Here is a 26,676-nt window from a genome sequence, read left to right as displayed (position 1 = left end):
GCATCTTAGCGAGGAAGGCGCCGGATATGCCGCCGCGACATATCTCAAAGTGGCCGGGCCGGATAGCGGACCGCCGCCGGAATGGCGATAGTCCATCACGCCGGCACAAGGCCCCACGCACCGCCGGCGCTTCAAAAGAGAAGACGGAGACAAAGGAATGGATATGCGCACTCGCACCCGGCGTTCGGCGCTCGCGCTGGCCGCACTCTCGTTGCTCTGCACAGGCGCGAACGCGCAGCAGCAGCAACAGCAACCGTCGTCGACCAAGCCCATTCGCCTGGTCGTGCCCTTCGGCCCCGGCGGCGTGGCCGACCTCACGGCGCGCACCGTCGCGCAAAAGATGTCGGAATCCATGGGCCAGAGCATCATCGTGGACAACAAGCCGGGCGCCGGCGGCGTGGTCGCCTCCGATGCGGTGGCCAAGGCGGCGCCGGACGGGCTCACCATGCTGCTGATGTCCAACGGCAATGCCGTGAGCGCGGGGCTGTTCAAGCGCCTGCCTTTCGACACGGTCCGCGACTTCGCGCCGGTGTCGACGCTCGGCTATTTCGACATGGCCGTGGTGACAGCCGCTGACGCCCGGTTCAGGACGATGCAGGAGCTGCTGGCACATGCGAAGGCGCATCCCGGCACCGTCAACATCGGCACCATCAACGTGGGCAGCACGCAGCATCTGGCGGCCGAGCTCTTCAAGCGCAGCACCGGCATCGACGCGCAGGTGATTCCGTTCAACGGCTCGCCCGCACTGATCACGGCGCTGCGCGGCGGGCAGGTCGACGCCGGCGTCGAGATCCTCGCGCCGATCCTCGGGCAGATCAGCGGCAAGTCGCTGCGCGCCCTCGCGGTCATGGGCGCGAAGCGCTCGTTCGCGCTGCCCGACACGCCGACGGTCGCGGAGAGCGGCGCGCCCGGTTTCAAGGTCTCGTCATGGAACGCGCTTGCCGTGCCCGCGAAGACGCCGCCCGCGGTCATCGCGAGGCTCAGCAAGGAAGCCAACGCGGCGCTCGCCACGCCGGAAGTCAAGGAACGGCTGCGCCAGCTTGGCGTCGAGGCGCAGGGCAGCACGCCGCAGCAGCAGGCGGACCTCCTGAAGGACGAGATTCAGCGCTGGTCGGAAGTCATCCGCCTGGCCGGCATTCCGAAGCAGTGAGCGCCGGTGCCGGCGAAGCATTCATCGTCTGATCCACGACCTCGCGCACCAGCGCGAGAACGGCCTGCTGGGTCAGCGTGGCCGGACGCTGCGAACTGACGGCCAGCGCCAGCCGGCTGCGCAGCGGAGGATCCACGATCCGCCGGATGCCGAAAGCCTCCGGCCGAGGCGCGGTGAGCACCGCGTTCGCGGACAGCACCGCGGAGCCAACGCCATCGATGACCAGGTCGAGAATGGCGGCCACGCCGTCGATCTCCATCGCGATGGCCGGGCGGCATCCGATGTTGGCCATTTCCGCCTCGACCAGCATGCGGATGGAATTGGGCTGGGTCGGAATCACGAGCGGCTGCGAGGCCACCTCGCGCAGCGCGATCTCCCCGCCGGGCTGCGTGGCCGGTCCGACCAGGTACAGGTCTTCTTCGAGGATGACCACGCTGTCGATGTCGGCCGAGGGCGCGGGGTTGTAGAGCAGCGCCAGGTCGATGCGGCCCGCGGTCACCGATTCCTGCAGGGCGCTCGACAGCGCCTCGGTGATGGCAAGGCGCGCATCGGGCAACTGCTGGCGAAAGGCACGGGTCAGCGGCACGGCAATGCGCTTGGCGATGCTCGGCGGCAGGCCCACCGTGACGCGGCCGGCCAGCGCGCCGCGCATGCGGCCGAGGTCTTCCTTGGCGCGCTCGATCTGGTGCAGGATGCCCCTGGCATGCGCCAGCAGCAGCGTGCCCGCATCGGTGAGCGTGACGCCGCGGCCGTTGCGCGTCAGCAGGTTCTGCCGCAGCTCCACTTCGAGCTGGCGCACCTGCCGGCTGAGCGCGGGCTGCGCCACGTCGATCACGATCGACGCGCGCGTGAAGCTCCCCAGCTCGGCCACGCGAACGAAGTACTCCAGCTGCTTGAGGTCCATGAGCTGGAGTCTAGGGGTCCGCTCACGCGAAGCAAGCGCTTGCCGCCTCTCAGGCCCAGTAGAGCCGCATCGGGTTGTCCACGAGCAGCTGCTGCTGCAGCTGCGCGGTGCGCGCGATGCGCGGAATCATGTCGACCAGCGTGCCGTCGTCGGGCATGTGCGTCTTGAGGTTGGGATGCGGCCAGTCGGTGCCCCACAGCACACGGTCCGGGAAGGTCTCGACCAGGCGTTGCGCGAACGGCACGACGTCATCGTAGGCCGGCGATCCGGAGACCGACAGGCGCTCGGGGCAGCTCACCTTCGACCACACGTTCGGATGCTCGCGCATCAGCCGCACGAAGCGCTCGAACTGCGGCCCGTCGACCGGCTGGCTCACGTCGGGCCGGCCCATGTGATCGACCACCACGGTCGTCGGCAGGCGGGTGAAGAAATCCCAGAGCTCGGGCAGGTCCTGCGCCTCGAAGTACACGACCACGTGCCAGCCGAGCGGCGCGATGCGCTTGGCGATGTCCATCAGCACCTCGCGCGGCGTGAAGTCCGCCAGGCGCCTGAGGAAGTTGAAGCGCACGCCGCGGATGCCGGCCTCGTGCAGCCGGTGCAGTTCGGCATCGCTCACGTTGGGCGCGACCGAGGCCACGCCGCGCGCGCGCCCGTTCGAGTGTGCGATGGCATCGAGCAGCGCGCGGTTATCGCTGCCGTGGCAGGTGGCCTGCACGATCACGTTGCGCTCGAAGCCCAGCAGGTCGCGCAAGGCGAAGAGCTGATCCTTCGATGCGTCGCAGGGCGTGTACTTGCGCTCGGGCGCATAGGGAAACACGGCCGCCGGGCCGAAGACGTGGCAGTGCGCGTCGACCGCGCCCGGCGGCGGCCTGAAGCGCGGCTTCGACGGGTTCGGGTGAAAGCGCAGCCAGTCCTTGTCCATGGTGCTAGCGGGCATGGCGCGCCTCCGTGGCGGCAGCGAGCGAAAGGCAGGGAACCGGTGTTTGCATTGCTCGCATCTTGCGCAGATTGCGGCCCGCGAGCGAGCGCCCGGGCGCGCTAGCAGCTAGCGCATTTCGGTATGGCCCTGCAGCTGCGCGGTCGCCAGGTACATGGCCGTGGTCCCCACCGAGGCATGTCCGAGGTTGTTCTGCACGACCTGGATCGGCACCGGCACCTGCCCTTCCCTGCCGCGCAGCGCGTGGGATCCATGCGAGTGTCGCAGCCAGTGAGTGCTCGCTTTTTTGAGCTGCTGGGCTTCGACGCCGCGCAGGCCGGCCGCGGCTTGGGCGACAAAGGCCTTGATCGCCTGGTACAGGCCCGAGGCCGACCAGGCGGCCGGACGGCGCAGTTCGGCATCGAAGCGCGCCAGCACATGGATGCCGCGGTTGCTCACGGCGCCGACCTGCCGCTCGAAGCCGTGGCGGGCGAGTTCGTCTTCCAGCTCGGCCACCAGCGCCGGCGGCACCGGCACCCGGCGGCAGCGCCCGCCCTTGCCGGCCACCACCAGCTGCCAGCCGGTGGCCGGGGCGCCGTCGGCCGTGCGGCATTCGATCTGCTCGAGGTCCTCGCACTTGGCGCTGGTGATCTCGGCCAGCCGCAGGCCGGTCGCATAGAGCCAGCGCATGCCGCGCCGCAGCCGGCGCCTGGCTTCGGTGTCGGCATGCGCCTGGAGCAGCGCGTCGACATGGTCCCACTGCGCGAAGCTCAGCGCGCGGCTGGAGTCCAGCGGCTGCTGCAGGCTCGCGGGCGGCGCCAGCGTGGCAAAGGGGTTGCCCACCAGATAGTTCTGGTTCACCAGGAACGCATGCAGGCTGCGCAGGATCGCAATGGCCTGGCGCAGCGCCGAGGGCGCGAGCGGCCCTTCCATCGGCCGCCACAGCGGCGACCAGCGCTGGTGATGGCGCGCGCCGCACCAGTGGGCGGGCGGATCGAGCAGGAAGTCGCGGTATTCGATCGCATCCTCGACGGTGAGCGACGACAGCGCCTTCCCGCGCTCCAGCACGGCCCAGAGCAGCAGGCGCTCGGCCTCCTTGCGGTAGGCGCGCTGGGTGGCCGACAGGTCGATGGTGGCATCGCCCGCGCGCTTGGCGCTGAGCCAGGCGCCCACGGCCTCGTGGTCGTTGGTGGCCATCAGCAGGCACTGCCCGCGCGGCGCGCGGTTGCTGCCTGCGCTGCCGTCGAGCTCGGCGGGGAGCACGAACTTTTCATAAGGCACGAGTGCGGTGCCGCCCGGCACCACCGCGGCCAGCGCCAGCGGGCCGAGCTGCGCCCGGGGGGTCATCGCGTGGGCGCCGATGCGCAGCCCCAGCACCTGTTCGTTGGCGCGCAGCCAGTCGAGGATGCGCGCCGCCTTGAGTTCGCCCACGCCCGGCACATGCACCCACCAGCGCGAGCCGATGCCGTTGATGTGCTCGACCAGCGCATGGAGCGTGCGCAGGCCGGCGCGTTCCAGGCGGCTTGCCACCGAGGGATTGAGCCAGGCCGACACGCTGTCGAGCGGCCGCGGGTCCTGGGCGACCAGGTTCTCGAGCCAGCGCAGCGCTTCGAGCTGGCGCTCGACCACGCGCGCGCGCCGCGAGGGCCGGGCGCCCTGCCCTGCCTTGCCCGCGGCCGGGTAGGCGGCCTCGTAGGCCTCGACCTGTTCGGACTCGGAGAAATCCTCCAGGCCGTTCGCCACGGCGAACTCGGCCAGGCTCGGGAGCGCCGGCGCCGCGGAAAAGCGGTCGGCGTCGAGCAGGATCAGCCGGGCGGTGCCTGGCTTGTGCTCGCGCCGCGCGGCCGCCGCGAATTCGTCGCGGATCCAGGCGATGGTGCGGCGCACGGTCCGCAGGTCGGTGTGTTCGCCTTCGAGCCGCAGGTAGCGGTCCCAGCTGGCCCGTTCGTCGAGCCCCTGGGCCAGCGCCCGCATGAACGCGAAATGTCCGCGGTGCAGCTTGCGCGGAATCAGGGCCTTCATGAGGCCGATGTCGGGTTCCGCTCGCCGGCCGTCGTCGACTGCCAGAACTTCCACCACGGGCGCGGCGCCGGCCCGGGATCCTCCGGCAGCTGCTGCAGCTGGCTCACCCGCGTGCGCCGGCGCTGCTCGACCTCGAGCGCATGCGCGATGCCGAAGGCCTCGCGGTCGCCGCGGCCCGCAAGGGCCCGCCAGGTCGACGCCAGGCGCGCGAGCTCGTCGTCATCGATGTGGGACAGTTGGGAGGGTGTGGGAACGGCAGGCATGTCTGTCGCACTCATGCGGCGGTCCATCTCGCCGGTAGGGCGGGATCGAACAGGGTGCTGGCGAAGGCCTGCGTGCCGTGGGGTGCGGTGGTCGTTGTCATGAATTGCTTGATGATAACTGAAGTAATCATCAATACACATTTTGTGTTGCAACCAAGCATCTTCACGAGCACCTTCGCCTAAGTTGTTGATTTGATTGGATTTTATCCGGGTTGTTCGGCGTCTGCCGAGCGCCACAGGAACCCGTGGGAACCCTGCAACAGCCGCTGGTCTTCGAAAACCCGTCCCTCCAGGCCCCCTGTCCCGCAGGACCCATGGCTTGTCCCGTCGACCCATAGAGGCACTGGCCGCGTTGCCTCTAGTACGATGCGCGGCCATGGGAACAAATCACATTCGAGGTCTTTCATGAATCCCCTTCTGCGCCCCCTGGCCCTGGTCGCCTTGCTTGCCACCGGTGCCATGGCACCCGCCGCCGCGGACCCGTACAAGGACGAGAGCGGTCACGGCAAAAGACGGCACGGCGGCCGCGAGTACAAGGAAGCGTTCTGGGACGGCCGGTGCAAGGTCGAGCGCAAGTGGGAGAAGAACGGCGAATACAAGGAAAAGCGCAAGTGCAAGGACCACGCCTCGCGCGCCCCCGTGTACGAAGCGCCAGTCTATGCAGGCCCGCCGCCGGGCGTGGTCGTGCAGCCCCCCGCGATCGTGATTCAGCCGCCGGCCATTGTGGTTCGGCCCTAGGCGCGCAAGACCAGGCCAGCCCGGATCCCACGAGGCAGGCCGGGCTTTTTTTTATTTCCCTGCCCTGTCCCCGGGGCGGCGCCAGGACGCCGGCCCGGGTGCCGCTGCGCCTGCCAAATGCCTGGGACGAGCGGCGCAAGCAAATCCCAACGGTTCTCACATTGGCCCTGCCGCCCTCCCCCCGGCAGGCGAATCTACAGCGTGCGGGCCTTGCGCAAAGCCTCGGCGATGCCGGCCTCGAGCGCATCCTGGCTGGCCTCGGTGGCTGCGTCCGGCACGATCGTGATCGTGATCTCCCCGCTCTTGGCGCGCACCAGCGTGCCGATCTTCTGCCCCGCGGACAGGATGTCGAGCTTTTCCGAGCGTTCGAAACCGGGCTTGGCGTCGAGCAGCCGGGCGACGACCATGGCCGGCGCAAGGCTGTGGCCCCGCAGCCTTTCCACGCGCTTGAGCACGCCGCGGCGGTCCTTTTCCATAGCGGCATTGATCTGCTCGGCATGGCGGAAGCTGATCTCCAGGGGACTGCGGAAGCACTCCACCACGGCCGTTGGCAATTGCGCCACCATGAGCGCCTTGCGCACCCAGGTATGGCTCACGCCGAGCGCTTCGGCCAGTTGGCGCTGCGTCGGGAACAGCTGTTCTTCGAGCGCGCGCTGGTACATCAGCCCCTGTTCGTAGTTGGACAGGTCCGCGCGCTCGCGATTCTCCCGGTCCATGGCCGCGAAGAGCGCCGCGTCGCCGAGTTCGTCGACCCAGATGGACGCCAGTACCGGAATGCCAAGCTCCAGCGCGGCCCGGTGCCGGCGGTGGCCGAAGACGATCTCGAACTGGCCGGGCTCGTCCTTGAGCGGCCGCACCAGGATCGGCTGGACGTTGCCGCCGGCATGCTCGATGTCCGCCTTGAGGCCCGCAAAGGCGCTGCTCGTGAACGAGGCGTCGTGGCGGTTCGCCCAGCGGCTCGGATGGATGGTCTTGGGGTCCATCTTGCGCGTCGGCAGCGAGCCTTCGTACTGGCTGAGCTTTTCGCGCAGCGCCGCCATCTCGCCTTCGACCTGCTGGATCTGGCCGCGGAAAGCCATCATCTGGCCAGGGCCGGTGCGCGGCGCGAGCGAGCCGCCGACGGCCGGTGGAAACCTGGTTTCCACGGCGTTCGATGCCGACGGGGGCACTGCGGGAGCAGCCGCCGGGGCCGGCGCATCGACCGGATCCTTTGCCGCTTCGGGAAGCATCAGGCCGGCGGTCAACGCCTCCAGCCGCTTGCGGGTGCTAGCCATGATGGACACTCCTTGGCGCGGCTTGGGCCGCGCTCGATGCCGTGAAACGGAGCCTTCTGCCGATCCGCCCCGCGACCTTCGGCAGGTACTGTGGCATTGCCGCGCCGCATCCGGCTTGTGGCAAGCGCGGCCGTGGAAACCAGGTTTCCACGGCGTGCGTCATGCCGGATACATCAAGGGCGAGCCGCCCGGTGGAAACCTGGTTTCCACACCAAGGGGCTCCCGAAAGCATGGCCGGCATTCTCATTGCTGCGCCCTCCCTTGTGCCGTCCAGGCGCCGATCACCGATTGCTCGACAAGCTCGACAAAGGAATCGTAGGCGTCTACCGCGCGCTTGTAGGTCTTGGCGGCGCCTTCGTATTTCTGCACGTCGTAGACCGTGGCGAATTCCGCGGCCTTGTTGCTGGTCACGCTGGTCTTCGGGATCTCGACCGGCAGCGTGTATTCGCCGTAGGTGGCCTGGATCCACTGGCGCACCGCGGGCATTGCCGGATCGGCCGCGTCCACGCGGCTCAGCAGCACGTGCAGGAAGTCGAAGGCCTTGCCCTCGCGGTCCTTGCTCTGGCCGTCCAGATTGCCGCCCAGGTCCGCGAGCAGCGACCAGAACTGCGCCGACGAGGCAAAGTCCAGGCCCGAGGGCGGCACCGGAACGACGATGCCGTTGGCCGCCCAAAGCGCATTGATCGTGACATACGAAAGGGAAGGGGGCGTGTCGATCACGATCACGTCGTACAGGTCGCGAACCGACTCCAGGCCTTCGTTCAGCACGTCCCAGAACTTGGCGCCGGGCTGCTGCATCTGGCGCGCGGGGAGGGCGAACTCGGCCGAGAACAGGAAGGGCGCGGCCGCGACCAGGTCGATGCCATCCCAATAGGTCGATCGGATGGCGTAGCGGATGTCGTTCTCGGAGCCGTCGCACAGCGGACCGATGGTCATGTCCTCGGTCACCTCGGCTTCGGGCAGCAGGCCATGCAGCGTGGTGAGCGAACCCTGTGGATCGGTGTCGATCGCGAGCACGCGGTGCCCGCGCAGGCTGAGCCCCTGCGCCAGCACCATGGCCGTGGTGGTCTTGGCCACGCCGCCCTTGAAATTGCCCACGGCGATGGTGATGGCCTTGCGCCCGGCCGGCCGCATCTTCTCCGCGCGGTAGGTCCGTGTCCAGCGGCGCAGCTCGTCCAGCTCGAAGGTGCGCTTGCCGCCCGAAGGGGTCAGCCGCCCGGCCGGCAGGTCTTCCTTGGTGATGCGGTAGGCCACATGCGCCTTGTCGACGCCGCACAGCGCGGCCAATTGGGCGGTGGAGTAGGTGGGCGGGATCTTGCGGGCTTCCGGCGCCAGCAGCATGCCCCGGATCTGCTCCACCATCGACCCGGCCCGGGTCGCCAGCGCGGCGATCTTCTGCATGTTGATGGTTTGGCGAGGAGGCACCTGGACATCGTTGGAAACCAGGTTTCCACCGACCAGAGGAACAGGAACGGACATTTTGTTTGGCCTTATTCGACAGAATACGGCAATTCTATGAGAATCTGTCGAATGAACAAGTTTCGCGGAGAACTCGGCTACAGCGCCGCGAAGTATTGTGAGGAAGATTGGGGACCAAGACCCCAGCCCCTCGCATGCCAGGCGCCGCAGGACCCGAAAACCGGGGGCAGGGCGCCTTGCGCGGGCCTTTTGCGCGCCTGGCTGCCGCCGCGGACCCCAAACCGGGGCGCAGCCCACGGCCGGAACCCATATCCACTCACATTGGAACCCATCCGGACTCACAAAAGTGGCGCTTGTCTCCCAACAAGGCTCACTCCAAATCCCATCCGATCTCACATTCAATCCCAACCGATCTCACATGAGAGGAGCTAAGTGACTGTCACGACGGAGGAAAGTGGAATCCCAATTCTTCAATTCCCCAAGTGTTTATCTGCAAACATACCAAGGCACCATGGCCGGCGTAATGTGAATTGACTGAATCACAATGCAAAGGCATGATGTGAAACCATCTGATTGCCGTAGCGGACCATGGTCGAAGAAGACAATTCACAATCCCGGTCTCCGCCGCGGCAGCCGCCCACGGCGGAGGAGCAGAGCGTTGCCAAGGCCAACGAAGCCATCGCCATCCGCCCCAAGCGCGGCCGGCTCACCCTGCTGTCGCGGCGCATCTACAACGCGCTGCTCTACCACTCGCAGCGCCAGGGCGTGGACGAGCCGGTCTACCGGCTGACCTTGAGCGAACTGATCGGCGACGCCCGCTTCAACTCCAACAACACCGAGCTGCTCAAGTCGCACCTGCGCGACATGCAGGCCACGACCATCGAGTGGTCGACCAGCAGCAGCTCCCTGAAGCGCTGGGTGTCCTCGCAGCTCCTGGGCACGGTCACGATCGAGGAGCAGGGCAGGGGGCGCCCCTGCATGGTGACCTGGCGCTATCCGGACGAGATCAAGGAGCGGCTGGTCAAGCCGCACCAGTACACGCGCGTGCTGCTCGAGATGAGCAGCCAGATGCGCAGCTATTCCGCCGCGGTGCTGTATGAGATCGGCGCGCGCTATCTGACCTCGCCGGGGCGGCTGTCGATGCGCGAGGACGTGGTCTGGTGGGCCGCGGTGCTCACGGGCCGCAGCGACATCAAGGAGGTCGACTACCGCTTCCTCAAGCGCGACGTCATCAGCAAGGCGCTGGCCGAGATCGACGCGCTGTGCGAGGACTTCGGGCTCGAGCTGATCGAGCACAAGCGCGGCCGCAAGATCGAGGAGATCCAGTTCCGGGTCGTTCCCAAGGTGCAGCAGCGCCTGGGCGACATCAGCGCGTCGAACCGCAACGTCTTCGACCTGGCGCTGGTGGGCCGGCTGATCGCACTGGGCCTGAAGCAGGACGAGGCGCAGGATCTCTACGCCACCACCGACGAAGGGCAGATCCGCGCCACGCTCGACCATGTGGACCAGCGGCTGCGCAATGCCTCGATGCCGGTGCTCAAGTCGCCGGCCGCGTATTTCAAGGATGCGCTGAAGAAGGGCTACGCGGGCGTGACCGCGATGGAGCCGGCGCCCAGCAGCGGCCCGGCACCGGCCCTGGCGCCACCCGTGGCGGTGCTGTCGGAGGCCGACCGCCTGCGGCGCATCCGCGAGCTCTGGGAGAACGACCGCATGGGACAGGCGCGCGCCGTGTTTGCCGAGATGCCGCAGCCGATGCAGGCCGAGGTGCGCACGCGCTTCGAGGCGGAGCGGCTCGACCAGGTGGCCGCCCCCATCGCGCGCGCTTGGCGGCGCGACGGCCCGGCGAGCCGCGTGGCCGCGACCACCTTCTTCCGCTGGCTGGCCGAGGACACCTGGCCCGAGGAGCCCTCCGACCGCGTGCTGCTGGACTTTGCGCTCCAGCGCGGCGTGGCGGGCATCTAGAAGGTGAGTGCATACTCTTCGTTGAGGGCGCTACTACCTTCGAAAGCTGCCTGGATGCTGGGCCTCAGCGTCCCGCCACGCGGCGCGCGCGCGCCTCGGGCTGGCCGCTCGCCGCTGCCTCGCCAGCGCGCATCCTGACCAGTGCCGCCAGTTCGGCGGGCGGCACGGGCCGGCTGAAGAGATAGCCCTGCATCTCGTCGCACCCATGGGCGCGCAGGAATTCCAGCTGCTGCTCGGTCTCGACCCCCTCGGCAATGACCTTGAGATTAAGCTCGTGCCCCAGCGCGATGATGGTCTTGGCAATCGCCTTGTCCTCTTCGTCGCCCGGAATGTCGCGCACGAAGGACTGGTCGATCTTGAGCCTCGCGATGGGAAAGCGCTTGAGCGCACTCAGGCTCGAATAGCCGGTGCCGAAGTCGTCGATCGAGAGCTGCACGCCCATGGCGCGCAGGGCCTTCATCGACTGCAGCGCCTTGTCCAGGTCCTCCATGACCAGGCTTTCGGTCAGTTCCAGCTCCAGGAGGCGCGGCTCGAGCCCGCTGTCCCGAAGCGCCAGGGACACCTGCGCGATCAGGGTCCGCTCACGGAACTGGCGCGCCGACACATTGACCGACACGATGAACGGCGGCAGGCCCGCGTCCTGCCAGGCCTTGTTCTGGAAGCAGGCGGTGCGCAGCACCCATTCGCCGATCGGAACGATCAGGCCGGTCTCTTCTGCCAGCGGGATGAACTGCGCCGGCGAGACCAGGCCGCGCTCCGGATGCTGCCAGCGGATCAATGCCTCCACGCCCGTCACCCGGCCCGATTCCATGTCCAGCTGCGGCTGGTAGGCGAGGTGGAACTCGCTGCGCGCGACGGCATGGCGCAGCCCTTCGCGCAGCGCGAGTTCGTCGCGGATCGCGCCGCTCATCTCGGCCGCATAGAACTCGAAGTTGTTGCGCCCCGAGGCCTTGGCGTGGGACATCGCGGCGTCGGCGTTCATGAACAGGGCGTCGGCATCGGCACCGTCCGCGGGATAGGTGGCCACGCCCATGCTGCCCGTGAGCTGGACCGCCTGGCTGCCGATGCGCGCTGGCTGCGCGATGGTCTCGAGCAGCTTTCTCAGGGCTGGTGCGATGTCTGTTCCGTCGCCGGGCTGGTCGTACAGGATGATCACGAATTCATCGCCGCCCGTTCGCACCACCGTGTCCACGCTGCGCAGGCACCGGGCCATGCGCTCGGCCATGACCTTCAGCAATTCGTCGCCGCCCTTGCGGCCCAGGCTGTCGTTGATCCGCTTGAAGCCGTCCAGGTTGATGAACACCACCGTCATCAGCCGGCCGTAGCGATCGGCATACGAGATGGCCTGCCGCAGGCGGTCCTCCAGCAATGCGCGGTTCGGCAGCCCGGTCAGCGGGTCGTGGGTGGCCTGGTGCTTCAGGGTGTCGGCGCTGCTTTCCAGCAGCGCGTTGGAATTCTCGATCGACTCGGCCATCTGGTTCATGGCGCTCGCGAGGATGCCGAATTCATCCGCGTGGCCCTGCGGCGTCCTGGCACTGAAGTCCCCCGCGGCGACGCGCCCGGAAAACGCGACGAGCCGGGCGATGGAGCCCGTGATGCGCCGCGAGACGACCGTCGCGGCCGCCGCGCTCAGCAGGATGGCCAGGGCGACCAGCGCGATGACCGCCCAGCGCGAGAACCTGGCTGCGCGTTCGACATCGCTGCGCGTCTGGAGCGCGCGCTTGGTCGCCTCGGTGTGCAGCGCCTCCACCGAGGATTCGATGGCCACGGCCGTGGCCAGGTAGCCTTGGCGCAGCGCATCGGCCGATTCCGGAAGGCCTTCCTTGCCATGCCGCGCAATGAACGCGAGGAAGCCGTCCTCGTACTGCCGGGTCTGGGTCTCGATCCGGTCGACCTGGTCCCTGAATTTCGGATCGGTCGAGAGGATTCGAAGGCTGGCAAGGTACTCCCGCATGTCCAGCAAATGGTTCTGCATGGCCGGCAGCGAGCGCTCGCTCGCCTGCGCCACCCCGAGCCGGTCCGCGGACAGCAGGAGTTCGTTCTCGGCGTCGCGGGCCTTGTACATCGCCAGCGAGCTGCGCAAGCTCAGGTCCGCCATCCGGTTGTCGCTGCTGAGCAGCTTGTCGATGGCGGCCGCGGAGCGCTGTTCGCTCAGATAGAAAGACGCGCCCAACGCGAGCATCAGCACTATGACGACGCCGAATCCGAGCGCGATCTCCACCCGCAGGCTGCGCGTTCTTCTCCCCCTCGGGAAGCCGATCGGGAATTTGATCAATTGCGGCCCGCTCCCAGGTCGCTGTTGGAGAGATGCATCATTGCCTTCGCTCTGCGTCGACCATCTTCAGGAACGTGCGCACGTTCTCGTCGCCCGCGAAGCGCCTGATCTCGTCGCGGGCGCCCTGCGTGGCCGCGCGGAACGGTGCCGGGTCGGGGCGCGTGACCTTCACGCCGGCGGCAGCCATCTTTGCGATCAGCTCCTCCTCTTCGGCAATGATCTTCTTGCGCATGCCGTCGCCCGCCGCCTTGCTCTCTTCACGCACGATCGCCTGCTCGGCCGGCGTGAGCTTCGCCCAGGTCGCGGTGCTCATGAGGTGGAGCGTGTTGTAGTACACATGGCAGGTCAGGGCGAGGTGCTTTTGCGCTTCGTACAGCTTGTTGTAGTAGATGACGTTGAGCGGGTTCTCCTGGCCGTCGACCAGGCCCTGCGCCAGCGCCTGGGGAAGCTCCTTGAAGCCGACCTTGCTGACCTCGGCGCCCAGCGCCTGCATGGTGGCCTCGAGTTCGGCGACGGGCGGAACGCGCACCCTGAGGCCCCGCACGTCTTCGGGCACGTTGATCGGGCGCTTGCTGTTGGTGATGTTGCGGAATCCCCATTCCCAGTTGGACAGGATGACGAAGCCCTGCTTCTCGGCCAGCGGCGCGAGCCAGTTCATTGCGGGGCCATCGAGCACGCGGTGGGCATGCGCATAGCTGTCGAAGAGATAGGGCATGACGACGACGGAGAACGTCTTCTCGTACTTGATGAGGTAGTTCAGCGAGGTCACGTCCATGTCGACCGCGCCCAGCCGGACCTTCTGCAGCAGTTCGTTCTCGCTGCCGAGCTGGGACGCGGGAAAGATCTCCGTGCGGATCTGCCCGTGGGTGCGCTCCTCGACCCGCTTGGCGAACTGGAGCGCCGCCAGATGAGCCGGATGCGTGGTGGTGGCGGCGTGCACCAGCGACAGCACCACGGGATCGGCATGCGCCGCCGGCGGCAAGGCAGCGGAGCCCCACGTCGCGGCGAAGATCAGGAGTGCTTCTTTCATGCTGCGGCCCCGTGCTCTCCGCCCTTGCTGCGTTCGCTCTGCGCCATGGTGCCCGAGCGCAGCAAGTCGCCGGCCTCGGTGGCCATCACGGCCTCGCTGAAGTAGTAGCCCTGCGCCATCGTGGTGGCGCCGGTCGATTGAAGGAACGCAAGTTGCGTCTCGGTCTCCAGTCCCTCCACGATGATGCCGATGCGCGCCTCGCGCGCGAGATTCATGATGGCGCGAACCGTAGCCGCGCTGTCCGGGTCGTCGATCGCGCGCTGGAGCATCGACTGCGCGATCTTCAGGTGGTTCACGCGGTAGGTGCGCAGGTATTCGAACGACGAGTATTCGGTGCCGAAGTCGTCGATCGCAATGCGCACGCCGAGCGCCCTCAGCCTGGGCAGCACGTCGTTGTGGGTCCACGTCATCTGGGCCAGCGTCGACTCCGTCACGTCGAATTCCAGCACGGACGGATCGAGCCGCCATTTCGCGAGGCTCTCGGTCACGTCGCGGATCAGCTCGCTGCCCTGCCGGAGTTGTCCGAGCGACAGGTTGATCGCCACCACCGGCGGCGCCACGCCCTGTTCGCGCCACACGCTCAGCTGCCTGCAGGCCTGGTCCAGCACCCAGCGGCCGAGCGCGACGATGCCGCCGGTGCGCTCGGCAATCGGCACGAACGCGTTCGCCTCGAGCAGGCCGCGCCCGGGATGGTTCCAGCGCAGCAGCGCCTCCACGCCCACGATCTTTCCGGAGGACAGCTCGACCTGCGGCTGGTAGTAGAGCTCGAGCTGTTCGCGCTCGATGGCCTGCTTCAGGTCTTCGCCGAGCGCCACGCGGTCGCGCACTTCGAAGTCGAGTTCCTCGGAGTGGAAGTGGTACTGGTTGCGCCCCTGCTCCTTCGAGCGGTAGAGCGCCAGGTCGGCCTGCGCGAGCATTTCCTCCGGGCTCTCGCTGCCCGGGGTGTAGGGGCAGATGCCGATGCTGGCCGAGGCATGCACCTGGTTGCCGTCGATCATGTACGGGCGCGCGAGCTCCTGCTGGATCTTCGCGGCCAGGGCGCCCGCGGCGGCCGCGTCGGCCATTTCGCTTTGCAGCACGGCAAACTCGTCGCCGCCCAGGCGCGCCACCACGTCGGTCTCGCGCGTGCAGTTCTTCAGGCGCAGCGCCACCTCGCGCAGCAGCAGGTCGCCGCCCGGATGGCCGAACATGTCGTTGACCGGCTTGAAGTGGTCCAGGTCGAGGCAATGGAGCGCAAACGGCACGGAGCCGCGCCGTGCCGCCGCGTGGGCCTGGTGCAGGCGCTCGACGAGGGTGGCGCGGTTGGCCAGGCCCGTGAGCCCGTCGGTGCGCGCCAGCTTTGCCAGTTGCTCCTCTGCCGCCTTGCGCTCGGTGACGTCGATGACGATGCCCTCGACCTCGATGAGCCGGCCGTCCTTGTCGCGCACCGGAACATAGCGGTTCTCGACCCAGCGCCGCGCGCCGTCGCCGGTGCACAGGCGGTATTCGATGGAGGCGCCTTCGGCGTCCTTCTCGAGCACGCGCGCCATCGCGGCGGCCACGCCGGGCTGGTCGGCCGGGTCGATCAGCACGTCCGCCCAGTCCGGGTTGGCCAGGAGGGCCGCCGGTTCGTGGCCGAACTTGGTGATGTTGTGCGAGATGTAGATCAGCGGGAACGCCGGCTCGCCGCGCAGCCGGTAGAGGATGGTCGGGCTGTTCTGCACGATGATGTTGGCGTCCGACAGCTCGCGCGTGCGTTCCTCCACGGCCTGCTCGAGCTGGTTCATCTTGAAGGCGGCATCTTGCGTCATCTGCCACTTCATGGTGAGCGCGCTGGCCAGCTGGCGCACCTCGATTGGATCGAAGGGCTTCTTGAGCACCAGCAGGCGGTCGCGCGCGTCCAGCCGATCGAACACCTCGACCCACGACTGGTCCGCATAGGCCGTGCAGATCACGATCTGCAGGCGCGGGTCTTCGAGCCACAGCTGCTCGATGGTCTCGACGCCGTCCCACCCGGGGGGCATGCGCATGTCGATGAACGCCATGGCGTAGGGCGCCTCGGCCGCCAATGCCTCGCGCAGCTTGGCGAGCGCCTCCTCGCCCTGGTAGGCGCTGTCCAGCACGAAGTCCACGTCGCTTTTCCTGGCCGAGGTTCCGAACAGCGCGGACTCCAGGTCGTCCAGGTTCGCGTCCGCGGCCGCCGGAAGAAGGATCTTGCGGAAGTCCTCGTGGATGGCCGGCGTGTCGTCAGCCAGCAGGATGCGGCGGTTCTGCGGTTTGCTCATGGCGTCTCTGCGGCCTTTCTGATCGGAAGTTCGAGCGTGAAGGTGGCGCCGGTGCCGGGTCCGTCGCTGTGCACTGCCAGCGTGCCGCCCATCTCGCGCGCCGCGATGGCTGCGCTGTGCAGGCCGAAGCCGTGGCCGTCCTTCCTGGTGGTGAACCCGTGCATGAACACGCGCGTGAGGTTGTCGGGAGCGATGCCGACGCCCGTGTCCGCTACGCGGATGCGCAGCGTCTGGTCCCCGACGATCTCCGCATCGAGCATGAGCTTGGCGCGGTCGTCCGCCACCGCTTCCATCGCCTGCCGTGCATTGCGCACCAGGTTCATCAGCACCTGCAGCAGGCGGCCCCGGTCCAGCGGCAGTTCGGGAAGGCGGGCGACGCCGCTCCCGATCACCACCTGGTAGCGCGCCGCGCCCGATGCGTTCATGCGCAGCGCGTCCTCGACGAGCTCGTGGATGCGTATCGGCTCGATCAGGCTGGAGGCGCGGGCATGGGCCTGCTGCGCGGCGATGATTTCCTTGATGTGGTCGACGCTCTTGCCCAGCGCCACCAGCTCGTCGACGACGGTGCGCTGCTCCGCCACCAGGAGCGGCGCCAGCTGCATCAGGTAGCCCGGGAGCAGCTTGCCCTTGGGGTCGGAGGCGAGGAACGCGCCCAGCCCATCCGCATGCGCGTTCATCAATTGCACCGCACGCGCGAGTCCTTCCACCTTGGACGCGCGGACCCTGGAAAGAATCAGCCCGGCCGACACGTTGACGCTGTTGAGCACGTTGCCCACGTTGTGCAGCACGTTGGTGGCGATCTCGGCCATGCCGGCCGAACGCGCCGCGGCCACCAGGTCGGCCTGCGTCTTGCGCAGCACCCGGTTGACCTCTTCGTTCTCGCGCAGCGCCGCTTCAAGTTCCGCGGTGCGGCTGAGCACCTGCTCCTCCAGCATGATGGTGGTCTGGAAGAGGTTGAAGTCCGAGCCCTGCGCGTTGGCGCTGCGCTCGGCCCGGTCCATCAGGGCCTGGACGATCTTGTTGAGCCGTGCGATCTCGTCCGTCGAGGAAAGTGCCTGCGCACCGGGGCGCGGCAGTGTTGCAGACTCAAGCATGGCTGGCCCCCTCGCCGTTAGTGCCGAATGCAATGCCGACCAGCGTCTGGTTGACGTGCACGCCGCGGAACGGCTCCCCGTAGGTGTGGAAGCCGACCGTGTTGTTCTGCTGCAGGAGTTCGCCGATGCGGTCCTTCGCGCTGCTCTGCGCGATTTCGAGCTTGCGCAGGATGCAGTCGTAGCCCAGCACCAGCTGCGGGGGGCCGATCTCGGCGCGTATGCCGGCAAAGGCCTGCTCGAGGTTCTGCAGCAGGTCCACGCCCCGGGCCACGCGCAGCACCAGCCCGTTCTCGATTGCGCAGAAGAACGTGAGGCTGCCGTCGGCGTTGGCCTTCTGGATCGAGCGCACGTAGGTGGTGCCGCCGATCGTCAGCACCACTGGCCAGGCCGCAAAGCGCGAGGGATCCAGGTCGGAGGCGTCGATGCCCAGCATCCTCGCGTACTCCTGGCTCGCCGGCAGGCCGTTGATTTCCTTGACGGTGCGCGAAGCGGCGTCGGCCTCTGTCACGACCAGCCTGTCGTCGGTGGCAACCACGTGCTGCGTCTTGAAGATGCGAAACGGCATGCGCGAGGCCACCAGCACCAGCACCGCGCAGTCGGCGCCGAACCGGCCGTCCCAGTAGACCTGGGTCCGGTCGAACTTCATGCCGTCGCCGGCCGAACCGCCGAGCAGCGGAAGCCGGCCTAGCGCAGTCTGGAAGGCGCGCGTGACGGGTTCTTCGCGCAGCGACAGGCCGTCGATCAGCAGCAGCGCGAAGCTGTGGTCCGCATCGCCGGGCGGGCCCTCGGCCAGCAGCTTGTGCAGCAGCGCCTGGGCGAAGTCCTGGCCGGCCTCCACCTTGAACTGCTGCAACTGCTCGACCTGGCCCGCCGCCACCCTGAAGTGGCTGGCCGGAAAGCTCGCACCCGCCAGGCTGTGGTCGCGCAAGCCCGCGGGGCCGATCTCCCCGGCGGTGGTGCAGCCCACCACCGGCACGTCGCCGAACAGGCGCTTCATCTCGCCGGCCAGCGCATCGAGGTCGTAGTCGCTGGAGCAATAGAAGATCACCAGCGCCATGCCGGGCTGCGCCACCATCGAATGGAATTCCTGCGCGGCCTTGCGGGGGTCCGCCGCGCAGGCGTGGGCCTTGCGTATGTAGGCCGTGTCCTTCATGTGGCGACTCCTTGCATGGTGAGTCCCATTAGACGCTGGAAGAATCGCCTCAGTCGATCGATTCCATGCGGGACATCCCTGCCGCGGAACGGGTTCTTTCGCTACTTTCGCGAGTCGCTTAAATTGAAAGTTCTAAGGCGACGTGCCGAATGCGCAACCTACGCTGATCGAATTACTGCCTGCGGGTTTTACCGCAGCCGCTCAGAGGCACTGCCATGCCTTCAGTGCCTGCTGCAATTGCGCGCCTGCGTCCGCGAGTGCCGAGTCGTTGCGGACCTCGATGGCCGCGATGCCCGGCGGCAGTTGGAAGTCGAGCGCCCGCCGCACGCGCGCATCGACCATCTGCGGCGTTTCCCGCTCGCGCGCGAGCAGCCGGCGGCGCAGCGTCTGGGCGTCGGCCGTGATGTGGGCGACCACCAGTTCGGGAAAGAGCCGCACGGCCCGGGGCAGGTAGGCGCGCGAGCCGTTCACGATCACGGTCCTGCCGTCGCAGCGCGCGGCGAGTTCCGCGCGCGCGATGCCGTAGTGCAGGGCATTGGCTTCCCAGTGCATCGCGAACGCGCCGGCCTCGCGCAGGCGCATGAAGGCGGCCACGTCGACACTGTCGTGCTGCTCGCCGCCCGGCTGCACCGCGCGCGTGATGGTGCGGCGCGCGAAGTGCACGCGGGCGTCCTGCGGCAGCTGCTGCCTCAGCCAGTCGATGACGCTGTCCTTGCCGGCGCCCGAGGGGCCGACGACGTAGACCAGGCGGCCGGTCTGCGCGGCGTTCATTGGGTAACCTCCGTGCTGCGCACTGCGGTGCGAGCCCCCTTCGGAACGGCCGGGCAGGGGCTCATGCGCCGAGCGCCATCTGTTCGATGCACACGAAGTCCGCGCGCGGCTCGGGCTCCGCGAACAGGCTGATCGCATCGAAGCGTTGCGCGGGCAGCGCGCCGAAGTGCCGTTGCGCCGCGTCGTGCAATGCCTGCACCTCGGCCTCGTCGGCCTCGCGCAGCGAGCCGGTCAGCGAGAGGTGGAAGCGGAAGCGGTCGAGCACGAACGGGTAGCCCCAGCGCTGCAGCAGCGCGTCTTCCTCGGGCGTGAGACCGCTCGCGCGGCGACGCTGCAACTCGGCGGGCGGCAGCGGCGCGGCGAAGGCGTGCAGGCCGGTCACGCAGGCGCTGGCCATGGCGTTCAGCGCGCGGCTGGGCACCACGGGCACGAGCGCGAGGAAGTCGTCGAGCCGCACCACCTGCAGCGCCGGCATGTCGAAGGGCTCCCAGGCCTTGCAGATGTGGCGGATGCCGGTGCGCAGCGACGCCGCGTCCAGGTGCGAGGGCAGGGCGAAGGGCGCCTTCAGCGTGGCATGCCAGCCATAGCGCCGCGGCGCGGCCGTCAGTGCCTGCTGCCGCGCGGGCGGCAGGCCGTCGATGGCGGGTTGTGGCAGCGGCTGCCCGCTTGCCGCGCAGCGTCCGAGCCAGTGGCTGCCGGTGTCCCACCACGCGCTGCCGATGGTGGGTGCGAAATAGGCGGCGTAGCGATGCGCCGCGCGGTGCCTGCGGAATACGGCCTCAGTCATCATGCGCCACCGTCAGCGAGGTGCGGTCGCCTGCGAACCAGGCCCTCGCGTATTCGATCGGCATGCCCGCGGTGTCGACGTTCACGCTCTCCACGAACAGCACCGGCCGGCTGACCGGCTGGCGCAGCTGCGCGGCAATCGCGGCCTCGGGCATCTGCGCCGTGATGCGGCTGTGGTGGCGCGTGTAGTCGGCCACGCCGTGGGCCTCGAAGCCGGCGGTGATGGAGCCGGTCTCGCGCACCACGGCTTCGAGTCCCGCAAAGCGCGGCAGTGGAAAGAAGCGTTCGCTGCAGTGCAGCGGCTGGCCCTCGGCTTCGCCGATCACCTGCAGGCGCAGCAGCGAACTGCGCGCCGGCACCGCGAGCGAACGTGCCTGCGCTGCGGTGGCGCGCACGGTGCTCGCGCCGGTCACGCGCAACGCGCCGCGCAGCCCCGCCAGCGCCATGCTGCGCTGGAAGCGCGGGCGCTTGGCCAGCGCGAGGTCGACCGCGAACTCTTCCACATAGGTGCCGCTGCCCTGCGTCACGCGCAGCAAGCCCTGGCTGCAGAGGTTGGCGAGCGAGCGGCGGATGGTGTGGCGGTTCACGCCGAACTGCTCGGCCAGCGCGTGCTCGGAGGGCAGGCGCTGCCCCGGCGAATACACGCCGCGCGCAATGGCCTCGGCCAGGTCGGCCGCGATGCGGATCCAGAAGCTGTCGCGTGCGGCGCGTTCGGTGGTGGTGGTGGTGGTGGCGGCGGGGCGCGGAGCCAGCGCGGAGGCAGGGGTCGTCGTCGTGCTTGTCATTAAACCTACTTGCGCGCTCTCTAAGCTCGCGTCAGTTGCCGAATTTGTCTATACAACTTCAAGCGTATCACTCTCATGTTTCATGCCTTTGACACAGAACCCGCGGCCCGCCCGCTGCGCCGCGCGCAGTGGCTCGCGATGCTGGCGCGCGCGCCCGTCTCGCTGCTCGAGCCGGCGCTCGCGCCCCACGCCGAGACCCCGCCCCAGTGGCTGCGTGCGCCCGAGACCGGCCTGGTGATGGTGCAGGGCCGCGCCGGCGGCACCGGCGAGCGCTTCAACCTGGGCGAGGTGACGGTCACGCGCTGCGCGCTGCGCCTGGGCGGCACCGCGCCGCGGCCGGGCGCCGCGGTGGGCGTGGCCTATGTGCTCGGCCGTTCGCACCGCCATGCACAGCTCGCGGCCGTGGCCGACGCGCTGCTGCAGGACCCGGCGCAGCAGGCCGTGCTCGATGCCCGGCTGCTGGCGCCCGTGCGTGCGCATCTCTCGGCGCTGCGCGCACAGCGCCATGCACGCGCCCAGGCCAGCAAGGTCGAGTTCTTCACGGTGGCGCGCGAAGCCGGCGGCGCCGACATGGACGAGGACGATTCCGAATGAACGCGAACATGCTTTCCACCCTGGGCGCGGGATTCACCGATGCCGCGCTCGGCAGCCAGGCGGTGTTCCGCTCGGCGCTGCAGGCGCTCTCGCACCCGGGCCGCATCGTCGAGCTGCCGCACGATGCGCAGGTGCCGTCGCAGGGGCACGGCGCCTCGGCCGCGCTGCTGCTGGCGCTGCTCGACCCCGACTGCCGCCTCTGGCTGTCGCCGTCGCTCGCGGGCAGCGACGCGGCCGCATGGCTGCGCTTCCACACCGGCTGCGTGCTGGTCGACGCGCCCGCGCAGGCGCAGTTCGCGTGGATCGGCGAAGGCGATGCATGCCCGCCGCTCGATGCCTTCGCGCAGGGCAGCGACGCCTATCCGGACCAGTCGGCCACCTGCGTGATCGACGTGACCGAGGTGATGGACGTGTCCGCACCGGCCGAAGGAAGCACACCGCGCTGGACGCTGCGCGGCCCCGGCATCCAGGACCGCAGCGCCATCGCCGTGGAAGGCCTGGCACCGGCCTTCACCGCCCAATGGTCCGCGAACCACGCGCTGTTTCCGCGCGGCGTGGACGTGTTCCTGGCCGCGCCGCAACGCATCGTCGGTCTGCCGCGCACCACCCGCATCGAACAGGAGGCTTGAGATGTACGTTGCCGTCAAGGGCGGAGAAGCCGCCATTCTCGCGAGCTACCGGCTGCTGGCCGAACAGCGCCGCGGCGACACCGGCACGCCGGAGCTGTCGGTGCGCCAGATCCGCGAGCAGCTGAAGCTCGCGGTCGACCGCGTGATGACCGAGGGCTCGGTCTACGACCCCGAACTGGCCGCGCTCGCGATCAAGCAGGCGTCGGGCGACATGGTGGAGGCCATCTTCCTGCTGCGCGCCTACCGTGCGACGCTGCCGCGCCTGGGCCACAGCGTGGCGCTCGACACCTCGCGCATGGCGCTGGACCGCCGCATCTCCGCCACCTTCAAGGACCTGCCCGGCGGGCAGGTGCTGGGCGCGACGCACGACTACACGCAGCGGCTGCTCGACTTCACGCTCCTGGCCGAGGGGCGGCAGCAGGCCGCGCCGGCACCCGCAGCCGATGCGGCCACGCCGCCCGCCGCGGCCACGCCGCGCGTGGTCGACCTGCTGAACCAGGAGGGGCTGATCGAAACCCGCGCCGTGCCGCCCGGCGACCCTGCACCGGTCGACCTCACGCGCGCGCCGCTGCGCTTTCCGGCCGACCGGGCCACGCGGCTGCAGAACCTCGCGCGCGGCGACGAGGGCTTTCTGCTGGCCATGGCCTATTCCACGCAGCGCGGCTATTCGCACAGCCACCCGTTCGTGGGCGAGATCCGCTTCGGCAGCGTGGAGCTGGAGCTCGCGCCCGAGGAGCTCGACTTCACCATCTCCATCGGCGACCTGGAGATCACCGAATGCGAGATGGTCAACCAGTTCGCGGGCAGCAAGAGCGAGCCGCCGCAGTTCACGCGCGGCTACGGCCTGGCCTTCGGCCATTGCGAGCGCAAGGCGATGGCGATGAGCCTGGTCGACCGCGCGCTGCGCGCCGACGAGCTCGGCGAGCCCGTGGAGTCGCCCGCGCAGATGCAGGAGTTCGTGCTCTCGCACAGCGACAGCCTCGAAGCCTCGGGTTTCGTGCAGCACCTGAAGCTGCCGCACTACGTCGACTTCCAGTCCGAGCTCGAGCTCGTGCGGAAGATGCGCGCCGCCGCCGGCGCGGGAGACCACGAATGACGACCGCCACCGAATACAACTTCGCCTACCTCGACGAGCGCACCAAGCGCATGATCCGCCGCGCCATCCTCAAGGCCGTGGCCATTCCGGGCTACCAGGTGCCCTTCGGTTCGCGCGAGATGCCGCTGCCCTACGGCTGGGGCACCGGCGGCATCCAGGTGACGGCCGCGGTCATCGGCCCGCGCGATGTGCTCAAGGTGATCGACCAGGGCTCCGACGACACCGTCAATGCCGTCAACATCCGCCGCTTCTTCGAGCGCACCACGGGCGTGGACACCACCACGCGCACGGCCGAAGCCACGCTGATCCAGACGCGCCACCGCATTCCCGAGGCGCAGCTTTCCGAAGGGCAGGTGCTGGTCTACCAGGTGCCGGTGCCCGAGCCGATGCAGCGGCTGGAGCCGCGCGAGACCACCACGCGCACGCTGCATGCGCTGGCCGAGTACGGGCTGATGCATGTGAAGCTCTACGAGGACATCGCGCGCTACGGCCACATCGCCACCACCTACGACTATCCGGTGCTGGTGAACGGCCGCTACGTGATGTCGCCGTCGCCGATCCCCAAGTTCGACAACCCCAAGATGCACATGAACCCCGCGCTGCAGCTGTTCGGCGCCGGCCGCGAGAAGCGCATCTATGCGGTGCCGCCCTACACGCCGGTCGAAAGCCTGGGCTTCGAGGACCACCCCTTCGAGATCCAGCGCTGGGACACGCCCTGCGCGCTGTGCGGCGCGACCGACAGCTTCCTCGACGAAGTGATCACCGACGACCAGGGCGCGCGCATGCATGTGTGCTCCGACTCCGACTACTGCCAGTCGCGCCAGCCGGCGGACAGCGCCGCCGCGCCCAACCCCGCGGCCGATTCGGCGGCCACCATGGACGGAGCCCTCGCATGAACGCCGCGCAAGCTTCCTCCCTGCCGCTGCTGCGCGTGCGCGGCGTCGGCAAGCGCTACGGCGACCGCGTGGCGCTGCACGACGCCTCCTTCGACCTCTGGCCCGGCGAGGTGCTGGCGGTGGTCGGCGAATCGGGCTCGGGCAAGTCGACCCTGCTCGACGCCATTGCCGCGCGCAGCCGCCCCGATGCCGGCAGCGTGCAGTTCCACGTGCGCGGCGGCGGCCTGCAGGACGTGTTCGCGATGACCGAGGCCCAGCAGCGCCTGCTCTCGCGCACCGACTGGGGCTTCGTGCACCAGAACCCGGCCGACGGCCTGCGCATGGACGTCTCGGCCGGCGCCAACGTGGGCGAGCGGCTCATGGGGCTGGGCGAGCGGCACTACGGCCGCGTGCGCGCCACCGCGGCCGACTGGCTGCAGCGCGTGGAGATCGATCCGGCGCGCATCGACGACACGCCGCGCACTTTTTCGGGCGGCATGCGCCAGCGCCTGCAGATTGCGCGCGACCTGGTCACGCAGCCGCGGCTGGTGTTCATGGACGAGCCGACCTCGGGCCTCGATGTGTCGGTGCAGGCCCGCCTGCTCGACCTGCTGCGCCAGCTCACGCGGCAGATGCAGCTCGCGGCCATCGTGGTCACGCACGACCTCGCCGTGGCGCGGCTGCTCGCGCACCGCATGGTCGTGATGCAGCAGGGCCGGGTGGTCGAGACCGGCCTCACCGACCAGGTGCTGGACGATCCGCAGCACGCCTACACCCAACTCCTCGTTTCCTCGGTGCTCCAACCATGACGACCCCCTTGCTTCTTCTCCAGGGCGTGGCCAAGCGCTTCACTCTGCACCACCAGAACCAGCTGGAGCTGCCGGTGTTCGACGCGGTCGACCTCAGCGTGAGCGCGGGCGAATGCGTGGTGCTCGACGGCGCCTCGGGCCTGGGCAAGAGCACGCTGCTCAAGCTCATCTATGCCAACTACCGCGCGAGCGCGGGCCGCATCACGGTGCAGGCGCCGGCCGGCCCGGTGGACCTGACCGAGGTGGCGCCGCGCGAGCTGGTGCGTCTGCGGCGCGACACCATCGGCTACGTGAGCCAGTTCCTGCGCGTGATCCCGCGCGTGCCCGCGCTCGACGTGGTGGCCGAGCCGCTGGCCGAGGATGCGGGCGACGACCCCGCGGGCATCGAGGCCGCGCGCGCCGAGGCGCGCCGCTGGCTCGCGCGGCTGCGCATTCCGGAGCGCCTGTGGCACCTGCCGCCGGCCACCTTCTCGGGCGGCGAGCAGCAGCGCATCAACATCGCGCGCAACATGATCAAGCCCAAGCCATTGTTGCTGCTGGACGAGCCCACGGCCTCGCTCGACGCCGCCAACACGGCCACCGTGATCGAACTGATCCGCGAAGCCACGGCACGCGGCGCGGCCATCGTCGGCATCTTCCACGACGCCGAGGTGGGCGCGGCCGTGGCCACCCGCCGCGTCAACGTGGGCGACTTCAGGAGCACCCGGCCATGAGCGCAGCACCCATCGTCTTTTCCAATGCGCGCATGGTGCTGGCCGGCGAGGTGGTGCTGGGCGCGCTCTCGGTGGCCTCCGGGCGCATCGAGGCGCTGGACAGCGGCGTGACCGCTGCGGGCACCTTCGACCTCGAGGGCGACTACCTGTTCCCGGGCCTGGTCGAGGTGCACACCGACAACCTGGAGCGGCACCTGATGCCGCGCCCCAAGGTGCAGTGGGCGGAGATGCCCGCGCTGCTCGCGCACGACGCCGAGGTGGCCGCCGCCGGCATCACCACCGTGTTCGACGCCCTGGGCGTGGGCGAGGCCGACCCCGAGAGCCTGCGCGGCAGCACCTGGGACACGCTGCTCGGCGTGCTCGACGGCTGCATCGAGAGCGACCTGCTGCGCGCCGACCACCACCTGCACGTGCGCTGCGAGCTGCCGGCGCCCAACACCATCGAGCTGTTCGAGCCGTTCCGCAAGCACCCGCGGCTGTCGATGATCTCGCTCATGGACCACACGCCGGGCCAGCGCCAGTGGGAGAACATCGAGGTGGCGCGCGTCTACTACACCGGCAAGAAGGGCTGGAGCGACGACAAGTTCGACCGCCGCGTGTCCGAGGCCGTGCTGCTGCAGACGCGCTATGCCCAGCCGCACCGCCAGCACTTCGTCGAGCATTGCCGCGTGCATGGCATTGCGCTCGCGAGCCATGACGACACCACCGTGGCGCATGTGGAGCAGGCGCATGCGGAGGGCGCCAGCATGTCGGAATTCCCGACCACGCTGGCGGCCGCGCGCGCGGCGCGCGAACGCGGGCTCGCCAACATCATGGGCGGGCCGAACGTGGTGCGGGGCGGCTCGCACTCGGGCAACGTGGCCGCGGCCGAGCTGGCGCGCCAGGGCCTGCTCGACATCCTTTCTTCCGACTACGTGCCCGGCAGCCTCATGAGCGCCGTGATGCGGCTGGTGGACGAGGGCATCTGCACGCTGCCCGAAGCGGTGGCGATGGTGAGCCGCGCCCCCGCGCGCGCGGCCGGCCTGCACGACCGCGGCAGCCTGGCGCCGGGGCTGCGCGCCGACCTGGTGCAGGTGCGCATCACCCAGATGGCCGACGGTGCCAGGCACCCGGTGGTGCGCGGCGTGTGGCGCCAGGGCCGGCGCGTGATCTGA

Annotated in this window: 24 protein-coding genes; 10 read left to right on the top strand and 14 right to left on the bottom strand. The window is 69.0% G+C overall.

Features of this window, described 5'->3' with window-relative positions:
• Nucleotides 1–163: 163 nt before the first annotated feature.
• On the top strand, nt 164–1,150 hold the full coding sequence (locus VPA02S_RS19025) for a tripartite tricarboxylate transporter substrate binding protein (protein ID WP_015866139.1): 987 nt from the start codon (nt 164–166) through the stop codon (nt 1,148–1,150).
• Here VPA02S_RS19025 and VPA02S_RS19020 read toward each other — a convergent pair.
• From VPA02S_RS19020 to VPA02S_RS19005, 4 genes are all read right to left on the bottom strand, one after another.
• Nucleotides 1,119–2,054: a LysR substrate-binding domain-containing protein gene (locus tag VPA02S_RS19020; RefSeq protein WP_015866138.1), complete on the bottom strand. Its 936-nt coding sequence runs from the start codon at nt 2,052–2,054 to the stop codon at nt 1,119–1,121. The genes VPA02S_RS19025 and VPA02S_RS19020 overlap by 32 nt on opposite strands.
• A 49-nt stretch (nt 2,055–2,103) precedes the next feature.
• The gene (locus VPA02S_RS19015; protein ID WP_062365202.1) at nt 2,104–2,991 is read right to left on the bottom strand and encodes an amidohydrolase family protein; all 888 of its coding nucleotides are present in this window, start codon (nt 2,989–2,991) and stop codon (nt 2,104–2,106) included.
• 108 nt (nt 2,992–3,099) lie between these two features.
• Complete coding sequence (locus VPA02S_RS19010; RefSeq protein ID WP_062365201.1) at nt 3,100–4,992, bottom strand: site-specific integrase; 1,893 nt, start codon at nt 4,990–4,992, stop codon at nt 3,100–3,102.
• Entirely contained in the window at nt 4,989–5,270 is a 282-nt protein-coding gene (locus VPA02S_RS19005) for a hypothetical protein (protein ID WP_026284139.1), read from the bottom strand. Before VPA02S_RS19005 ends, VPA02S_RS19010 begins: the two co-directional genes overlap by 4 nt.
• Nucleotides 5,271–5,660: 390 nt before the next feature.
• Here VPA02S_RS19005 and VPA02S_RS19000 point away from each other — a divergent pair, with 390 nt between their 5' ends.
• Complete coding sequence (locus VPA02S_RS19000) at nt 5,661–5,993, top strand: hypothetical protein (RefSeq protein ID WP_062365200.1); 333 nt, start codon at nt 5,661–5,663, stop codon at nt 5,991–5,993.
• Between the two features lie 194 nt (nt 5,994–6,187).
• Here VPA02S_RS19000 and VPA02S_RS18995 read toward each other — a convergent pair whose 3' ends face one another.
• Nucleotides 6,188–7,267: a ParB/RepB/Spo0J family partition protein gene (locus VPA02S_RS18995; RefSeq protein ID WP_015866133.1), complete on the bottom strand. Its 1,080-nt coding sequence runs from the start codon at nt 7,265–7,267 to the stop codon at nt 6,188–6,190.
• Between the two features lie 243 nt (nt 7,268–7,510).
• Nucleotides 7,511–8,692, bottom strand: coding sequence for an AAA family ATPase (locus VPA02S_RS18990; RefSeq protein ID WP_230537868.1), 1,182 nt, complete (start codon nt 8,690–8,692; stop codon nt 7,511–7,513).
• A gap of 582 nt (nt 8,693–9,274) precedes the next feature.
• Here VPA02S_RS18990 and VPA02S_RS18985 point away from each other — a divergent pair.
• Nucleotides 9,275–10,648: a replication initiation protein gene (locus VPA02S_RS18985; RefSeq protein ID WP_015866131.1), complete on the top strand. Its 1,374-nt coding sequence runs from the start codon at nt 9,275–9,277 to the stop codon at nt 10,646–10,648.
• 64 nt (nt 10,649–10,712) lie between these two features.
• On the opposite strand, the gene VPA02S_RS18980 is transcribed toward VPA02S_RS18985, so the two are convergent.
• The 8 genes from VPA02S_RS18980 to phnF all read right to left on the bottom strand — a co-directional run bounded on the left by VPA02S_RS18980 (nt 10,713) and on the right by phnF (nt 20,806).
• Complete coding sequence (locus VPA02S_RS18980; protein ID WP_244883627.1) at nt 10,713–12,923, bottom strand: putative bifunctional diguanylate cyclase/phosphodiesterase; 2,211 nt, start codon at nt 12,921–12,923, stop codon at nt 10,713–10,715.
• A gap of 37 nt (nt 12,924–12,960) precedes the next feature.
• Nucleotides 12,961–13,953 (bottom strand): TRAP transporter substrate-binding protein, encoded by a 993-nt coding sequence (locus tag VPA02S_RS18975; RefSeq protein WP_062365198.1) that lies wholly within the window; start codon nt 13,951–13,953, stop codon nt 12,961–12,963.
• Nucleotides 13,950–16,217, bottom strand: a complete 2,268-nt coding sequence (locus tag VPA02S_RS18970) for a putative bifunctional diguanylate cyclase/phosphodiesterase (protein ID WP_062365197.1) — start codon at nt 16,215–16,217, stop codon at nt 13,950–13,952. The genes VPA02S_RS18975 and VPA02S_RS18970 overlap by 4 nt, the downstream gene beginning before the upstream one ends.
• Nucleotides 16,214–17,311 carry a sensor histidine kinase gene (locus VPA02S_RS18965; RefSeq protein ID WP_062365196.1) on the bottom strand — a complete coding sequence of 366 codons (1,098 nt, stop codon included), beginning with the start codon at nt 17,309–17,311 and terminating at the stop codon, nt 16,214–16,216. The genes VPA02S_RS18970 and VPA02S_RS18965 overlap by 4 nt, the downstream gene beginning before the upstream one ends.
• Nucleotides 17,304–18,464: a nitric oxide-sensing protein NosP gene (gene nosP / locus VPA02S_RS18960; protein ID WP_062365195.1), complete on the bottom strand. Its 1,161-nt coding sequence runs from the start codon at nt 18,462–18,464 to the stop codon at nt 17,304–17,306. The genes VPA02S_RS18965 and nosP overlap by 8 nt, the downstream gene beginning before the upstream one ends.
• A gap of 201 nt (nt 18,465–18,665) precedes the next feature.
• Nucleotides 18,666–19,235: a phosphonate metabolism protein/1,5-bisphosphokinase (PRPP-forming) PhnN gene (gene phnN, locus VPA02S_RS18955; protein ID WP_062365194.1), complete on the bottom strand. Its 570-nt coding sequence runs from the start codon at nt 19,233–19,235 to the stop codon at nt 18,666–18,668.
• A 61-nt stretch (nt 19,236–19,296) separates the two neighbouring features.
• The gene (locus VPA02S_RS18950; RefSeq protein WP_062365193.1) at nt 19,297–20,022 is read right to left on the bottom strand and encodes a DUF1045 domain-containing protein; all 726 of its coding nucleotides are present in this window, start codon (nt 20,020–20,022) and stop codon (nt 19,297–19,299) included.
• On the bottom strand, nt 20,015–20,806 hold the full coding sequence (gene phnF / locus VPA02S_RS18945) for a phosphonate metabolism transcriptional regulator PhnF (protein ID WP_062365192.1): 792 nt from the start codon (nt 20,804–20,806) through the stop codon (nt 20,015–20,017). The genes VPA02S_RS18950 and phnF overlap by 8 nt, the downstream gene beginning before the upstream one ends.
• A gap of 75 nt (nt 20,807–20,881) precedes the next feature.
• On the opposite strand from phnF, the gene phnG reads away from it, so the two are divergent.
• Genes phnG through VPA02S_RS18910 form a run of 7 tightly spaced genes read left to right on the top strand, consistent with a single transcriptional unit; the run spans nt 20,882 to nt 26,676 of the window.
• Nucleotides 20,882–21,400, top strand: coding sequence for a phosphonate C-P lyase system protein PhnG (gene phnG, locus VPA02S_RS18940; protein WP_062365191.1), 519 nt, complete (start codon nt 20,882–20,884; stop codon nt 21,398–21,400).
• Complete coding sequence (gene phnH / locus VPA02S_RS18935; RefSeq protein ID WP_062365190.1) at nt 21,397–22,029, top strand: phosphonate C-P lyase system protein PhnH; 633 nt, start codon at nt 21,397–21,399, stop codon at nt 22,027–22,029. The genes phnG and phnH overlap by 4 nt, the downstream gene beginning before the upstream one ends.
• Nucleotide 22,030: 1 nt before the next feature.
• Nucleotides 22,031–23,125 (top strand): carbon-phosphorus lyase complex subunit, encoded by a 1,095-nt coding sequence (locus VPA02S_RS18930; protein ID WP_062365189.1) that lies wholly within the window; start codon nt 22,031–22,033, stop codon nt 23,123–23,125.
• Nucleotides 23,122–24,021, top strand: coding sequence for an alpha-D-ribose 1-methylphosphonate 5-phosphate C-P-lyase PhnJ (locus tag VPA02S_RS18925; protein ID WP_062365188.1), 900 nt, complete (start codon nt 23,122–23,124; stop codon nt 24,019–24,021). The genes VPA02S_RS18930 and VPA02S_RS18925 overlap by 4 nt, the downstream gene beginning before the upstream one ends.
• Nucleotides 24,018–24,809, top strand: coding sequence for a phosphonate C-P lyase system protein PhnK (gene phnK / locus VPA02S_RS18920; RefSeq protein ID WP_062365187.1), 792 nt, complete (start codon nt 24,018–24,020; stop codon nt 24,807–24,809). The genes VPA02S_RS18925 and phnK overlap by 4 nt, the downstream gene beginning before the upstream one ends.
• Nucleotides 24,806–25,522 carry a phosphonate C-P lyase system protein PhnL gene (phnL, locus tag VPA02S_RS18915; RefSeq protein ID WP_062365186.1) on the top strand — a complete coding sequence of 239 codons (717 nt, stop codon included), beginning with the start codon at nt 24,806–24,808 and terminating at the stop codon, nt 25,520–25,522. Before phnK ends, phnL begins: the two co-directional genes overlap by 4 nt.
• Nucleotides 25,519–26,676: an alpha-D-ribose 1-methylphosphonate 5-triphosphate diphosphatase gene (locus VPA02S_RS18910; protein WP_062365185.1), complete on the top strand. Its 1,158-nt coding sequence runs from the start codon at nt 25,519–25,521 to the stop codon at nt 26,674–26,676. Before phnL ends, VPA02S_RS18910 begins: the two co-directional genes overlap by 4 nt.

Origin of the sequence: Variovorax paradoxus NBRC 15149 (assembly GCF_001591365.1) — a bacterium.
GTDB lineage: Bacteria > Pseudomonadota > Gammaproteobacteria > Burkholderiales > Burkholderiaceae_C > Variovorax > Variovorax paradoxus.
Note: the sequence above shows the minus strand (reverse complement) of the source record. Positions and strands in the feature narration are given on the sequence as shown.